General features: G+C 68.9%; 17 protein-coding genes. 13 read left to right on the top strand and 4 right to left on the bottom strand.

Going from position 1 to position 13,951, the window contains the following annotated elements; translation table 11 throughout:
• Positions 1 to 370 precede the first annotated feature (370 nt).
• Positions 371 to 913 (bottom strand): hypothetical protein, encoded by a 543-nt coding sequence (locus OX958_RS25375; RefSeq protein WP_270131927.1) that lies wholly within the window; start codon positions 911 to 913, stop codon positions 371 to 373.
• Positions 913 to 3,486 (bottom strand): aminopeptidase N, encoded by a 2,574-nt coding sequence (pepN, locus tag OX958_RS25370; RefSeq protein ID WP_270131926.1) that lies wholly within the window; start codon positions 3,484 to 3,486, stop codon positions 913 to 915. Before pepN ends, OX958_RS25375 begins: the two co-directional genes overlap by 1 nt.
• Before the next feature lie 168 nt (positions 3,487 to 3,654).
• On the opposite strand from pepN, the gene OX958_RS25365 reads away from it, so the two are divergent.
• The 9 genes from OX958_RS25365 to OX958_RS25325 all read left to right on the top strand — a co-directional run bounded on the left by OX958_RS25365 (position 3,655) and on the right by OX958_RS25325 (position 11,398).
• Complete coding sequence (locus OX958_RS25365; RefSeq protein WP_270131925.1) at positions 3,655 to 4,251, top strand: mycothiol-dependent nitroreductase Rv2466c family protein; 597 nt, start codon at positions 3,655 to 3,657, stop codon at positions 4,249 to 4,251.
• Between the two features lie 105 nt (positions 4,252 to 4,356).
• The gene (locus OX958_RS25360; RefSeq protein ID WP_270131924.1) at positions 4,357 to 5,421 is read left to right on the top strand and encodes a hypothetical protein; all 1,065 of its coding nucleotides are present in this window, start codon (positions 4,357 to 4,359) and stop codon (positions 5,419 to 5,421) included.
• Positions 5,422 to 5,440: 19 nt separating this feature from the next.
• On the top strand, positions 5,441 to 5,914 hold the full coding sequence (locus OX958_RS25355) for a ribose-5-phosphate isomerase (RefSeq protein WP_270131922.1): 474 nt from the start codon (positions 5,441 to 5,443) through the stop codon (positions 5,912 to 5,914).
• 168 nt (positions 5,915 to 6,082) lie between these two features.
• The gene (locus tag OX958_RS25350; protein WP_270131921.1) at positions 6,083 to 6,922 is read left to right on the top strand and encodes an Fpg/Nei family DNA glycosylase; all 840 of its coding nucleotides are present in this window, start codon (positions 6,083 to 6,085) and stop codon (positions 6,920 to 6,922) included.
• A gap of 109 nt (positions 6,923 to 7,031) precedes the next feature.
• Positions 7,032 to 8,234: a PP2C family protein-serine/threonine phosphatase gene (locus OX958_RS25345; protein WP_270131920.1), complete on the top strand. Its 1,203-nt coding sequence runs from the start codon at positions 7,032 to 7,034 to the stop codon at positions 8,232 to 8,234.
• A gap of 106 nt (positions 8,235 to 8,340) precedes the next feature.
• Positions 8,341 to 9,336 carry a hypothetical protein gene (locus OX958_RS25340; protein ID WP_270131919.1) on the top strand — a complete coding sequence of 332 codons (996 nt, stop codon included), beginning with the start codon at positions 8,341 to 8,343 and terminating at the stop codon, positions 9,334 to 9,336.
• Between the two features lie 48 nt (positions 9,337 to 9,384).
• Entirely contained in the window at positions 9,385 to 10,167 is a 783-nt protein-coding gene (locus OX958_RS25335) for a class F sortase (RefSeq protein ID WP_270131918.1), read from the top strand.
• 370 nt (positions 10,168 to 10,537) lie between these two features.
• Positions 10,538 to 10,912, top strand: a complete 375-nt coding sequence (locus tag OX958_RS25330) for a hypothetical protein (protein ID WP_270131917.1) — start codon at positions 10,538 to 10,540, stop codon at positions 10,910 to 10,912.
• Positions 10,913 to 10,945: 33 nt separating this feature from the next.
• The gene (locus OX958_RS25325; RefSeq protein WP_270131916.1) at positions 10,946 to 11,398 is read left to right on the top strand and encodes a hypothetical protein; all 453 of its coding nucleotides are present in this window, start codon (positions 10,946 to 10,948) and stop codon (positions 11,396 to 11,398) included.
• A 21-nt stretch (positions 11,399 to 11,419) separates the two neighbouring features.
• On the opposite strand, the gene OX958_RS25320 is transcribed toward OX958_RS25325, so the two are convergent.
• The gene (locus OX958_RS25320; RefSeq protein ID WP_270131915.1) at positions 11,420 to 11,866 is read right to left on the bottom strand and encodes a MarR family winged helix-turn-helix transcriptional regulator; all 447 of its coding nucleotides are present in this window, start codon (positions 11,864 to 11,866) and stop codon (positions 11,420 to 11,422) included.
• A 79-nt stretch (positions 11,867 to 11,945) separates the two neighbouring features.
• On the opposite strand from OX958_RS25320, the gene OX958_RS25315 reads away from it, so the two are divergent.
• From OX958_RS25315 to OX958_RS25300, 4 genes are read left to right on the top strand one after another with little or no spacing between them, the layout of a single operon-like run.
• A complete protein-coding gene (locus OX958_RS25315; RefSeq protein ID WP_270131914.1) occupies positions 11,946 to 12,122 on the top strand; it encodes a hypothetical protein in 177 nt (58 codons plus the stop codon).
• Positions 12,123 to 12,173: 51 nt separating this feature from the next.
• Positions 12,174 to 12,608, top strand: a complete 435-nt coding sequence (locus OX958_RS25310) for an SRPBCC domain-containing protein (protein ID WP_270131913.1) — start codon at positions 12,174 to 12,176, stop codon at positions 12,606 to 12,608.
• Positions 12,605 to 12,922: an ArsR/SmtB family transcription factor gene (locus OX958_RS25305; protein WP_270131912.1), complete on the top strand. Its 318-nt coding sequence runs from the start codon at positions 12,605 to 12,607 to the stop codon at positions 12,920 to 12,922. The genes OX958_RS25310 and OX958_RS25305 overlap by 4 nt, the downstream gene beginning before the upstream one ends.
• Positions 12,923 to 12,948: 26 nt before the next feature.
• Positions 12,949 to 13,389: a nitroreductase family deazaflavin-dependent oxidoreductase gene (locus OX958_RS25300; protein WP_270131911.1), complete on the top strand. Its 441-nt coding sequence runs from the start codon at positions 12,949 to 12,951 to the stop codon at positions 13,387 to 13,389.
• On the opposite strand, the gene OX958_RS25295 is transcribed toward OX958_RS25300, so the two are convergent.
• The gene (locus OX958_RS25295; RefSeq protein WP_270131910.1) at positions 13,383 to 13,910 is read right to left on the bottom strand and encodes a DUF6609 family protein; all 528 of its coding nucleotides are present in this window, start codon (positions 13,908 to 13,910) and stop codon (positions 13,383 to 13,385) included. The two genes, OX958_RS25300 and OX958_RS25295, sit on opposite strands and share 7 nt — an antisense overlap.
• Positions 13,911 to 13,951 lie beyond the last annotated feature (41 nt).

The raw sequence follows: 13,951 nt of genomic DNA, 5'->3' as shown, positions 1-13,951 counted from the left end.
CTCCCCGGTTCCTTTGAATGCTTTTTCCCGGTCAGCTTAAACCGGGGGACGGCAAAAGTGAGCCCCTCTCAGGTGGTGAGAATCTCGTTCTGGACACCAGGAACGCGGATCGCGATCAGGTAACTGCGCTGCGCACGCAAACGATCGTTTCACTGTCGCTGACAGTGCGGAGGGTGCCACTGTGCGGCTGTGAGCAGGATGGTTGCTGATTACCCGCTGTTAGTTGTCCGAGCGGTAGTGCTTTACCAATCGGAATGGGGTAATTCACGACAAGCACCGGATTGATGGCGGAAAGCTCCGGCCGTCGACAATGTCGAGCAGCATTGCCGGCGCCGGTAGTGCTCCATTCCAACCGCGTGATCCGCGGTGGCTAGATCCCCGAAGGTATCGAGCCCGGCTTGGGAGCGGGGCGGGTGTCCAGGCAGTCGTCGAGCCAGGTCTCGACGTCGACCCCGGCGTTCAGGATGTGGCTCACGTACGACGCCCGCTCGTGGCTGAGGACCTCCAGCTCCCAGACGCAGGGGGCCATCCCGGACGGTGCCGGGCGCAGGTCGTCCACCTCGATCCCGCTGAAGATGCTCAGCCGGGACTGGAAGTCCTTCGCCCAGCTCTGCACGACCAGGTAGATCCCGTCGTCAGCCAGGTGCAGGATCACCACGCCGAGCCCGACGGCGCCCATCGCGTCGTCGAACTCCAGCTGGCGGGCGGCGGCGGTCCGGGCCGCCGCCACCATCTGGTCGTCCCAGGACCGCCCCCGCGCGGTGATCACGTACGGCTTCACCAATCGTCCGGTGAACCGCCAGGGCATCAACGGCGTGACCGGTCGCGGCCGGTAGGCCCCGGCCAGGCCCGTGAGGGCCACGGCCGAGGCGCCGGCCAGCGAGGAGCCGCCTGGCGCAACCGGCTCCGGCATCAGCCGATGGCGTCGCGACGCTGGGCCTCCAGCGCGCGGACCAGGTCGGCACGAGCTTCTCCGACGTACCGCAGGGTCGGAGCGTCGATCGAGTCGGCCTCGGCGTCCAGCCAGCCGCTGAGCGCCTCCAGCGTGGACTGCTCCGGCAGGCCGCGCGGGGACAGGTAGACCAGCACGTTCTCGCCCATGGACGAGCCGAGCCGGGTGTAGACGTCCTTGGCGGCGGTCAGGTACTTGCCGATGTACGGCCGGAGCAGTTCCTCCTGGCCGGGCTGCTGGAAGCCCAGGATGGTCCGGAACTGCGTCTCGTTCGGGGTGTCCCCGGCCTCGACCGCGATCTGCCACGCGTCGGCCTTGGCCTCGGCGGTCGGCCGCGCGGCGCGGGCCTGGGCGGCCCGCTCCTGACCGGTCATGGTGGTGTCGCGGGTCAGTTCGTCGTCGATGTCACCGGCCTCGACCTTGCCGAGGCGGGCCAGCGCGACGATCAGGGTCCAGCGCAGGTCGGTGTCCACCACCAGGCCGGCCGGCAGGTCGGTGCCCGCCAGCCACTGGGCCAGCCGGTCCGCGCCCTCGGCGGAGAAGACCCCGCCGATGTAGGCCCGGGCGAAGGCGAGCTGGTGATCGCTGCCGGCCTCCGCGTCCGCGAGCAGCCCGGACAGCGCCTGCTCGTACTGCGCCCGCAGCGCGTCGCGGTTCTCCGGTGCGGCGTAGCTGTTGATCACCGTGGTGGCCTGCCCGAGCAGCGACCGTACGCCGGTCAGGTCCGTCTCGGCGCGAATGCCCTTGAGCACGATCCCGACGTACTGGCTGGCCGGCATCTCGGCGTCGCGGGTCATGTCCCAGGCGGCACCCCAGGCCAGCGCGCGCGCCAGCGAGTCCTTGAGCTGGTCGATCGACTCGACCAGCGTCAGCCGGGACCGCTCGTCCAGCCGGATCTTGGCGTAGGTCAGGTCGTCGTCGTTCAGCAGCACCAGGTCCGGCTGGGTCGCGCCGACCAGCTCGGCCAGTTCGGTCCGCGGGCCGTCGATGTCGACCTCGAACCGCTCGGTCCGGACCAGGCCCTCGCCGGTCAGCCGGTAGAGGCCGACGGCGAGCCGGTGCGGCCGCAGCGTCGGGTGGTCGGCCGCCGCGGTCTGCTCGATCGCGAAGCTCTGGAACGCGCCGTCGGCGTCGACGGTGAAGTCGGCCCGCAGCGTGTTCACGCCCGCGGTGCGCAGCCAGCGCTCGGTCCAGTCGTCCAGGTCGCGCCCGGAGGCCTTCTCCAGCGGCTTGAGCAGGTCGGCCAGCTCGGTGTTGCCGAACGCGTGGTCGGCGAAGTACTCCTTCAGCGCGCTGATGAAGGTGTCCTCACCGACGAACGCGACCAGCTGGCGCAGCGTGGAGGCGCCCTTGGCGTAGGTGATGCCGTCGAAGTTCACCTCGACCGCGTGGAAGTCGACCATGTCGGCGGCGATCGGGTGCGTCGAGGGCAGCTGGTCCTGCCGGTAGGCCCAGTTCTTGCGGGCGTTGCAGAAGGTGGTCCAGGCGCCGGCGTACTTCGTCGTCGCGGTGGCCTGGGCCCAGTGGCTGGCCCACTCGGCGAACGACTCGTTCAGCCACAGGTCGTCCCACCAGGTCATCGTCACCAGGTCGCCGAACCACATGTGCGCGAGCTCGTGCAGCACGGTGTTCGCGCGGCTCTCCAGCTCCGCGTGGGTGGTGCGGCTGCGGTAGATGTACTCGTCGCGGATGGTCACGCAGCCCGCGTTCTCCATCGCGCCCATGTTGTACTCCGGCACGAAGGCCTGGTCGTACTTGTGGAACGGGTACGGCGTACCGAAGGCGCGCTCGAACAGCTCGAAGCCCTGCTTGGTCACCTCGAACAGGTCCTCGGCGTCGAGGGCGTCGGCCAGCGACGGGCGGCACAGCAGCGACATCGGGTAGGTACCGTTCGGGCCCACGTACTCGTCGGTGACGACGTGGTACGGGCCGGCCACCACGGCGGTGATGTAGGTCGAGATCGGCTCGGTCGGCGCGAAGCTCCAGGTCGCCAGCTCCTCCCCGTTCTCACCCTTGTACGGCTTGGGCTCCGGGGTCGGGGCGTTGGAGATGACGACCCAGCGGGCCGGCGCGGAAACGGTGAAGGTGAACGGCGCCTTCAGGTCGGGCTGCTCGAAGGTGGTGAAGACGCGGCGCGCGTCCGGCACCTCGAACTGGGTGTAGAGGTAGGTCTCCTTGTCGGCCGGGTCGACCGAGCGGTGCAGCCCTTCGCCGGTGCGCGAGTAGATGCAGTCCGCGACCACCACCAGCTCGTTGCGCTCGGCCAGGCCGTCCAGCCGTAGCCGAGCGCCGTCGTACACGCTGTCCGGATCGAGTGAGCTGCCGTTCAGCGTCACCTCGCGGATGGTGGCCGCGATCAGGTCGGCGAAGGTGCTCGCCCCCGGCTCGGCGGTGAAGCTGAGAGTGGTCGTCGACGCGAAGGTCGCGGCGCCGCTCGCGGCGGTGGTCAGGTCGAGCTCGATCGCGTAGCTGACGTCACTGACCAGGCCGGCGCGGATGCGCGCTTCGTCGCGCGTCAGGTTGGTTCCAGGCATGTCGGCATCCTATGCACCTGGGTGCTGGGAAGACCGAGGGTTTCCCCGCGACTTGCGCAACCGCCGTGAAAGCGTTGCCAGAGCTTGATCCGGCTCTGGCCGAGCGTGACGACCCGGTCTCGCGGTGTGACCGAGCGGAAATTGGTTGCAGTTTGTACGATCGAAAACATGACCCCCACCGCTGATTTCTGGTTCGACCCGGCCTGCCCCTGGGCCTGGATGACGTCTCGCTGGATGCTCGAGGTCGAGCAGGTCCGCGACGTGCGGACCGCCTGGCACGTGATGAGCCTGGCGATCCTGAACGAGGAGCGCGACGAGCACGACGCCAACTGGCTGCGCAAGCTCGGCCTGGTCCGGGTGCTGATCGCCGCCGAGCAGGCCCACGGCAACGACGCGCTGCTCCCGCTCTACACCGCACTGGGCAACCGCATCCACGTCGAAGGCCGCGGTATCAACGGCGACGGCGTGCTCGAGGAGTCGCTGGCCGAGGCCGGTCTGCCCGCCTCGCTGCTGGAGGCGGCGACCACCGACCAGTACGACGAAGCGCTGCGCAAGTCCCACCGGGAAGGCATGGAGCTGGTCGGGATGGAGGTCGGTACGCCGATCATCTCCGTCGAGGACACCGCCTTCTTCGGTCCGGTCGTCACTCCGGCCCCCAAGGGCGAGGCGGCCGGCAAGCTCTGGGACGGCGTCCGGCTGGTCGCGGCCACCGACGGCTTCTTCGAGCTGAAGCGGACCCGGGACCGCGAGCCGGTCTTCGAGTGACCCCGGGAGGCACAGTTCGAGCTGCCTGAGAAGGCTTGAAGGTTTGCGCGGACCACGCGAAGGTTACTCACCAACTTGATCGTTCTATGGTGAGTAGGTTGCGTGATGAAGCTTCTGCGGAGTGGCCTGTCGTCGACCGCTTCGGCCACCAGGGCCGAGGCAGTCGTCGTGCCGCCTGGTGTGACCGCCGGGATCGCGGTGTTCGACCGGCAGACCGGGCAGTTCACCGAGCTGGTCAACCCCGACCTCCGGTTCCGGTCGGCGTCGGTAGTCAAGCTCCTGCTGGCGCTCGACTTCCTCTGGAACCGCGGCCCGGCGTACGACGTTCCGGCGGCCGACCGCGCGAGGCTCGAGGTCATGCTGCGGAGCAGCGACGACGACGCGGCGAGCTACTACTGGGACTCGCTCGGCGGCTCGGCGATCATCGACCGGATGGTGGCGCGGCTCGGCCTGACCCACACGGCCGGGCCGCCGGCCACCCATCCGGGGTTCTGGGGCTATGCCGCCTTCACGGCCGCCGACACCGTGCGGATCTACCGCTACCTGCTCGACCAGGCGCCGGTGCCCGTGCGCAGCTTCGTGATGGGCAACCTGCACCAGGCGACCCGGTACGGCACCGACGGCTTCGACCAGTACTTCGGCATCGCGTCGGTGTACGACCCGGACTTCGCCATCAAGCAGGGGTGGTCGGGCTTCGCCGGCTCCAGCGGTTTCGGGCAGGACAAGAACAAGCCCAAGGCGTCTGCGGTGGACCTCGTCAGTGAGGCGCTGCACACCACGGGAGCCGTCGGTCAGGGGGACCGGACCATCGTGGCCGTCTACACGCTGCACCCCAACGGGACGGCGTACGGCAAGGCCTACAGCGACGTGACCCGGCTGAGTCGCACGCTGAACCTGCCGGGCGGGGTGCGGACGCCAGGAAGCTGGTTGACGACAACGGGGTCCGGCGTACGGGTGCGGAGCGCTCCCAGCACCTCCGGCAGCGTCCTGGGCGCTCTGCCGGCCGGGGTCGACGTACTGGTGAGCTGCCAGAAGAAGGGGCAGCTGATCGACGCACCACCGAACAGCAGCGAGTGGTGGGCCTACCTGCCGAAGTACCAGGGCTATGTGACCAACGTGTACGTCGGCACAGGCGCCCCCAAGCTGCCCGGCGTACCGGACTGTCCGTAAGACCTGTAAGACTCTGGTCATGCGAGTGCACATCGGCTCTGACCATGCCGGCTTCGACCTGAAGAACCATCTGGTCCAGCACCTCTTGGGTGCCGGACACGACGTCGTCGACCACGGCCCGGCCGTCTTCGACGCGGTCGACGACTACCCGCCGTTCTGCCTTCGGGCGGCCGAGGGCGTCGTCGGCGACCCGGGCAGTCTCGGCATCGTGATCGGTGGGTCGGGCAACGGTGAGCAGATCGCCGCGAACAAGGTGAAGGGGGTCCGGGCCGCGCTGGCCTGGAGCACCGAGACCGCCGAGCTCGGCCGGCTGCACAACGACGCGAACGTCGTCAGCGTCGGCGCGCGGATGCACACCGAGGCCGAGGCGACCGCGTTCGTCGAGACCTTCCTGAGCACCGCCTACTCCGGCGAGGAGCGGCACACCCGCCGGATCCAGATGCTGGCGAGCTACGAGACGACCGGCGAACTGCCGCCACTGCCTTCTTCCTGATCCTGCTCGTCCTGCTGAACCTGCCGCTTGCGCGCCGGCCGGTCGGGAGTGCGGGGCCTGGAGACATCCCGGGCCCGCATCGACCGGCCGGTGCCGACCACGCCCGGAGTGGGCGGACCGCTCCGGGCCTTACCTGCTGAACCCGCTGTCAGACCCATAAGAGGAATCATGCCCGAAGGCCACACCCTGCACCGGCTGGCGAACGATGTCCGGGACGACTTCGGCGGCCGCGTCGTCCGGACCTCCAGCCCGCAGGGCCGGTTCGTCGAGGGCGCCGCGTTGCTCGACGGACACGTCCTGCGCGGGACCGAGGCCCACGGCAAGCACTTCCTCGCCGACTTCGAGGGCGCCGGCTGGCTGCACATCCACCTCGGCCTGATCGGCAAGGTGGACTTCGGCCGGATCGAGGCCGGTGAGTCCGCGCCCGAGCCGGTGGGACAGGTGCGGCTCAGGCTCCAGAACGCCACCGCGTACGCCGATCTGCGCGGCGCGACCGTCTGCGAGGTGCTGACCGACGGAGAGCGCGAGGCGCTGATCAAGCGCCTCGGACCGGATCCGCTGCGCGACGACGCCGACCCCGAGCCGGCCTGGAAACGGATCCACCGCAGCAAGCTGCCGATCGGGCAGTTGCTGATGGACCAGGAAGTCCTGAGCGGCGTCGGCAACGTCTATCGGGCCGAGGTGCTGTTCCGCGCCAAGCTGCACCCGAAGACGCCCGGCCACCTGGTCAAGAAGAAGGAGTGGCAGGGGATGTGGACCGACCTGCTGACGCTGATGAGGGACGGCGTCGAGACCGGCCGGATCGACACCGTCGCCGCCGACCACACCCCTGAGGCGATGGGCCGCGACGCGCGCCAGGACGACCACGGCGGAGAGGTCTACGTCTATCGCCGGCAGGGCCTGCACTGTCATGTCTGCGACTCGGTGATCCGGACCGAACTGCTGGCCGGGCGCAACCTCTTCTGGTGTCCGAAGTGCCAACGCACCGGGCTGACCCGGCGAGGCTGACCCGCGGCCGGCCGAGCATGCGGGCGAGGGTCTCGATTGAGAGACGGCTGCAATCAGGTTGTGACAATGTGATGCGCGGACCGGTTGGTGCCGTTATCTTCTTCTCACCATGAGTAGCCTCGGGGGCGGCAACGCTGCTGTGCGACGTGTCGGCCGCCGGGCCGAGGCGTTGATCCGGCACGCGCGCCGATCACACCAGCTGGCCTTCGTGGGTCTGCTGGCGTTAACGGTCACGGTCAGTTCCGCCGCGTTGGCGATGCCGACCTTCATACCCACCAGCGTGCTGGTCATACCTCTGTTGCTCGGCGGATTGCTGCTGAGGTTCCGCTCGCTGGTCGTGCTGACCGTCTTCGCACTGATCATCGGCTCCTACGTGATGTCCGAACGCGCCTCCGGACTGCCCAAGACCGGGTTCGTGATCGTGCTCGGGCTGATCGCCTGGATCATCCTGACCGGCGCGAAGGTGCGCAGCCGGCTCGGCGTCCAGGGCACTCGCGGCGAGCAGATGCTGATGGAGTTGCGGGACACGCTCACCGCCCAGGGCGAGCTGCCGGTGCTGCCGGCCGGCTGGCGGGCCGAGCACGCGATCAGATCTGCCGGCGGCGCGTCGTTCTCCGGTGACTTCGTGGTGTCGACGACGCGTTCCGACGAAGTGCTCGAGATCGCGCTCGTCGACGTGTCGGGCAAGGGCATCGATGCCGGGACCCGCGCGCTGCTGCTGTCCGGCGCGTTCGGCGGGCTGCTGGGCGTGGTGCCGGTCGAGGACTTCCTGCCGGCGGCCAACCACTACCTGCGCCGGCAGGACTGGAGCGACGACTTCGCCACGGTGGTGCACGTGGCGGTCGATCTGCGATCGGGTGAGTTCGAAGTACGGACGGCGGGGCATCCACCGGCGATCCACTTCGACTCGTGGTCGGGGCGATGGCAGACCCGGGACGCCGACGGGCCGCTGCTCGGGCTGGTCGAGGTGCCCGAGTTCACGGTGAACCGCGGTCAGCTGAAGATGGGCGACGCGCTGTTCCTCTACAGCGACGGCATGGTGGAGACTCCGCGCCGGGACATCGAGCGCGGTACCGACCGGCTCGTCGGCCATGCCGAGCGCCTGGTCGCGTCCGGCTTCAAGGGCGCCGCCCTCGAGTTGGTCGACGAGATCGGCGGACCGGGCGACGACTCGGCGATCGTGGTCATCCACCGCAAGACGAACCCGTCCGAGCTGGCCGGCACCGAATGCGCAGCTCCCCGGACCGGACGGCAGAACCCACTGCGCCGCCGCTCCGCCGTACTGCGGCAACTGAAGGCGTACACAGCGTAGCCGATCCGCCGCCTCGACGGCCGGATCGTTACCCAAAGTAGTTGACTCAGGCAACGAAGCGCGCATACTGCAGGGAGGAACTCCTTCTCCTGAACCGAGGCGTCGCATGATCGCTCAGTCGGGTAGTCGCAGTCGTACGGCCGGTGTGATCACCGCGGCCGGAGCCTTGTCGCTGGTGCTCGGGGGCGCCACGCTCGTCGCCGGACTTCCGGCCACGGCGGGGACGGTTGCCGTCGGCACCCTGGCGGCCGATCCGCCCGGGAACAACGGCACGATCAAGATCGAGGGGGTCGGCATCGGCAGCGGGCCGCCCGACAACAACCCGCACCAGGGCTGCACGTTCGTGGTCGAGTTCTACAACTACGACCAGAACCCGGCCTACTTCGCCAAGGTCACCTTCGAGGATCAGGCGCCGACCGGCAACGGTGGGCTGCAGGTGGTCTCGGGCGATCTGACGCCGTTCATCGGCGGGGACCCGGCCGGTGGCGGGAACGACCTCGACGCCAAGGTCACCTACACGCTGAAGTTCACCGGCACGCCGCATCCGCAGCAGGGCTACCACGTGAAGATCACCGTGCAGGCCGACGGCTCGATCGGCGCGGACAAGAAGCACAAGGTGTTCTGGGTCGAGGGCTGTACGACGACCACACCGCCGACCACGCCTTCCACGACGCCCCCTACAACTCCGCCGACGACGCCTCCCACCACTCCGCCGACCACGCCTCCCACGACACCTTCCACGACACCGCCGACCACACCTCCCACAACTCCGCCTCCCACCACCCCTGCGCCGACGCTTCCGACCACGCCGTCCCTCACGACGCCGCCGACCGGTACGACGGCCACGCCGGCGACCTCGGTGCCGGCCACGACGGCGCCGGAGACCAGCGCCCCGGCCGGTACGACGTCGGCGCCCCCTCCGCAGGGCGCGACCGGAATCCCGACCGAGGTCGACGCGGGCCTGGCCGGTTCGACCACCTCGACCGGTGACGCATCGGGCCTGACGAACCGACTGGCCGGAATCCTCCTGGCCGGTGGGGGACTGCTGCTGGCAACCGGTGCTGCGCTGGTGCTCAGGCGTCGCGGACGGCACAGCCTCTGACATGACCACCGCCTTCGGAATGACGACTGTGATCGGCCAGGTGTCGCGATGACTGCTGGACGGCGACGCGGGCGGCCGTCGCCGATCCGGCGGAGCGGGTGGGTGGTACTGATCGGGCTCTGCCTGGCGGTCACCGGCGTGAGCCTGCAACTGACCGGCAGTCCTGGTGCGGAAGGCGCCTCGGGACTGCCGGTCGCGGGATCGCCGGAGCTGGTGGGATCGCCGGACGAGGTGGGATCGCCGGACCGGGCCGGATCAGTGGACCAGCCTTTGGCCGAGGAGATCCAGCCTCCGGCCGCGGCGCCCAATAGCAGGGTGAGGGCTGCGGCGAAACCATCGGCCAGCTCATCCGCCCGGCCGGCCGCTGTCGAGAAGAGGCCGAGCCCGGCCGCGCGACCCGGCGTACCTTCGCGGATCGCGATCGCCCGGCTGGGGGTGATCGCGCCGGTCGTACCCATCAAGGCACTGGGAGGCTCGCTGACTCCGCCGTCGAATCCACGGCAGGTCGGCTGGTGGTCCGGCGGAGCGCTTCCGGGGGCGCTGCGGGGATCGGCGGTGATCACCGGGCACACCGTCCACAACGGCGGTGGCGCCTTCGACGACCTCGAGCAGGTGCGGTCCGGCGACGTGGTGGGAGTGAGCACCTCGCGGGGACTGGTGAGATACCGGGTCACCGGCGTTACGACGTACCGGAAGCAGGCGCTTGCCCGCAGTGCCATCGAACTGTTCGGCCAGAGCCGTCCGGGCCGGCTGGTGCTGGTCACCTGTGAGGACTGGACGGGCAAGGTCTATCTGAGCAACGTCGTCGTGCTCGCCGAGCGGATCGCCTGACACCCGCGGGCAAGCAAATGCTTCGCCATGGACCCTGGGGGCGCGCATACTGCGAGAGAGACACCCTTTCGCTACCAGGGACTCTTCGCTCGAACGGGGCAGTGCCGTGATCGCTAACTCGGCCAGGACGTTGCCGCTGCTGCTGATCGCCGTTCCTGCCCTCTTCACGATCGGCGCGGCGCGGGCGACTGCGACCGAGACGCCCCCGACCGAGCCGTTACCGGTGACCGCGTCGCCGTCGCCTTCGCCGACAGACACGCCGTCCAGCACGCCGCCGACAGCGACTCCGTCCACTACTCCGCCGGTGACGCCACCGAGCACGCCGCCTGTTACCGAGACGCCGCCGGCGAAGCCAACAGTGCGACCGCCCATGACGCTGTCACCTCAGCCGTCCGTCTCGTTGGTCCCCAGGCGTCCGTCGGCCAGTGCTGTGGCTTGGCCGTCCAGTACTCCGTCGTTGACGCCTTCGGTCAGGGCCTCGGCCCGTGCACCGGCTCAGCGTGAGCAGCCGGCTGAGGCGCCGGCCAGCGTCGTCGTACAGGACAGTAGTTCTCCGCCGAGCCCTCCGAAGCTTCCTGCGCCGACGGCGGGCGGCGTACAGGTCGAGGGGGTCGCGCTGGCCCGCAGTACTGCGTCCGGGAAGTCGCTGGGTGTGCTCGGCGGGATCTTCCTGGCATCCGGTGGCGTGCTGCTGGCGGCCGTGGCGTTCCTCAACCTGAAGCGGCGAGGCAAGCACTCTGTCTGAATCGGTCGGTGCGATGGCGTAGCGTGCTCGGTCGTGACGATCGATGGGGTGGACAGCGGCGCCGACCGAAGCGCGCCGGACGTGTCTTTCGACGAGTTGCTGGCGATGACACCGGAGTCGATGCGCGACGTCTTCCCGCACACCCACTGGCAACTCGGCAAGCTCTGGGCGCTGGACCTGCGGGTCGAGCCGGTCGAGGTCGCCGACCTGCTGTGGATGTTCGACCTCCCGCTGTGGCAACTCAACGGCGAACGCTTCAAGGTCACCCCCAACCAGGTCGCCGCCACCCCGATGAACTACCGCCCGCACTACGAACGCGTGATGGACGCCGACCTCGACTTCCCCATCCACCTGGTCGCCTACCGAGGTCGCCTCGTCGTCCTCGACGGTGTTCACCGCCTGCTCAAGGCCCACTTCCTCCGCCGCCGCTGGATCGAAGGCAAGATCGCCACCGCAGCCCAACTCCAGGAATGCACGCCTAGTTGATCGGACGCCGCCGCCCGCGCATCAGGTGGTGGCGGCGGTGATCACCCGGGTGAGGGACTGGTGCAGGGCTTGGAGTTCTTCGAGGGGCATGCCGAGGCGGGTGATGATCGCCGGGGGGATCTTCAGGGCTTCGGCGCGGAGGGACTGGCCGGATTCGGTGAGGCGGACGGCCAGGGAGCGTTCGTCGCGGGGGTCTCGGGCCCGGGTGACGTAGCCGCTGGCCTCGAGGCGTTTGAGCAGCGGGGAGAGGGTACCGGGGTCGAGTTGGAGCAGGTTGCTGAGTTGCTTCACCGAGAGCGGTGACTCCTCCCACAGGGCCAGCATCACCAGGTACTGCGGGTGCGTCAGGCCCATCGGATCCAGCAGTGGGCGGTACAGCGCGATCACGCTGCGGGACGCGACTGCCAAGCCGAAGCAGACCTGGCGGTCCAGCGCCAGCAGATCCACCTCTTCGGATGTTCCGGGCATATCTCTCCTTCGGTCGACGTTGACCAGAGTATCAATTGGTGTACAAACTATTGCCACACCAAATAACTGGAGAGACCCGATGAGCAAGAAGACCGACGGACTGAGCCTGCTGTACCGGATCCGCTGGCGGATGACCTGGTTGTTGCTGCACGTCGCCGGCCCCGCGACCCTCCCGGACCACCTCGATCCACGCCGCCGGATGGAGCGTGAGCGTGCTGCTCGAGTGGCCCGTTTCCAGGCGGGCCGCCGTTCCTGATGTGCAAGTGATAGGTTGCACATGAAGCAGGAGCCGTCCTATGCTCCGGTCATGGAGAGCGTCGAACGAGAGATCTACGTCGAAGCCCGGCCGGAGCAGGTCTGGATCGCGCTGACCCGGGCCGAGCACTTCGCCACCTGGTACGCGTTCGGTGGTGCCGAGCTGGACCTGCGTCCCGGCGGCCGGCTGGTGATGCGCTGGGCCGAGCACGGTGAGTTCCGCGGTTTCGTCGAGAAGGTCGAGCCCGGCCGGCGCTTCGCCTACTGCTACGCCGTCGACCCGGACGTCGATCCCGCTCCCGGCAACTCGAACCTGGTCGAGTTCACCCTCACTCCCGAGGGCGAAGGCACCCGCCTGCACGTGGTGGAGAGTGGCTTCGACCGCCTCGACGCGCCGGCCGACGTACGGGCGAGGCACGCCGACGAGGCGGCGCAAGGTTGGGACGTCGGTCTGACCGCGTTGGCTCAAGTGGTTCGCCGAGTGTGAGTACTGCGCAAGTGCTGACCGCCTTGGCCGATCCGACCCGACGGCGGCTGGTCGAACTGCTGGCCGATCACGGTGCCCGCTCGGCGACCGCTCTGGCCGGTGAACTTCCGATCACCCGGCAGGCCGTCGTCCAGCATCTCGCGATCCTCAAGGACGCCGGCGTCGTCGGCAGCAGCAAAGCCGGCCGCGAAGTGCGGTTCGCCCTCCGCCCGCAAGCTCTCACCGACACGGCCGAATGGATGCGCCAGGTCGCGGGCCAGTGGGATCAGCGCCTGCTTGTGATCAAGGCGATCGCGGAGGGCGCGACCGGCTGAACTCCGGCGTCGGGCAGACTGGTGACATGTCAGCCTCCGAGGAGTACGCCCCCAGCCCGACCGGATGGGTCCGGGACGCCGTTGCCAAGATCGTGGCCGCCGGTGACACCAAAGCCGGCCAGTTCAACAGCAAGCAGCCGGTGGTGTTGCTGACCATGCGGGGCGCCAAGACCGGCCAGCTCCGCAAGGTGCCGTTGATGCGCGTCGAGCGCGACGGCCGGTACCTCGCGGTCGCCTCGCTGGGCGGCGCGCCGAAGCACCCGGTCTGGTACTACAACCTGCTGGCCGATCCCAAGGTCACCCTGCAGGACGGCACCGAGACACACGAGTACGTCGCCCGCGAGCTCGACGGCGACGAGCGGGCCGAGTGGTGGGAGCTGGCCGGAAAGGTCTTCCCGAACTACCTCGAGTACCAGCAGAAGACCGAGCGGCTGATCCCGGTCTTCCTGCTGGAGCCGGTTCAGTAGCTCAGCGAGACCATCGCGGCGCCGGCGGCGACCTTCAGGACGCCGTCGGCCACCCACAGCACGCGGTACGGGAGCCCCGGGACCAGCAACCCGAGACCGGCGTTGACGATGCAGAGCAGGCCGAGCAGCCCGCAGATCGGGCCGTGCGAGAACGCCAGCACCAGGAAGTGCACGCCCACCACCAGCAGAATCCACAACCAGAACCGGCGTGAGTCCCGGTCCGGTACCTTGGCCACCACCAGATTGACCAGCCCCACCTCGGCCACCACTCCGATGCCGAAGGCGACGTACTGGTAGATCGCGGGATAGCCGAGGCCCTCGAAGATCGTCTTGGTGATACCGCCGACCATCATCACCAGTACGGCCAGCGCGGCCCCGGAGATCAGGCCGGGCAGCATCCACCGGCGACCGGCTGCTCCACCCACGACCAGGCCGAGCCCGACCAGCACGAGCAGCGCTCCGCCGCCCCGCATCAACGGGAAGGTTCGGGCCATGCCATCGAAGTCAGTCAGGACGTCCACCGCCGAATGCTATGCGGTATCGGGTGAGCATCGTCCCTGTG

The sequence above is a fragment of the Kribbella sp. CA-293567 genome, from assembly GCF_027627575.1.
GTDB lineage: Bacteria > Actinomycetota > Actinomycetes > Propionibacteriales > Kribbellaceae > Kribbella.
Note: the sequence above shows the minus strand (reverse complement) of the source record. Positions and strands in the feature narration are given on the sequence as shown.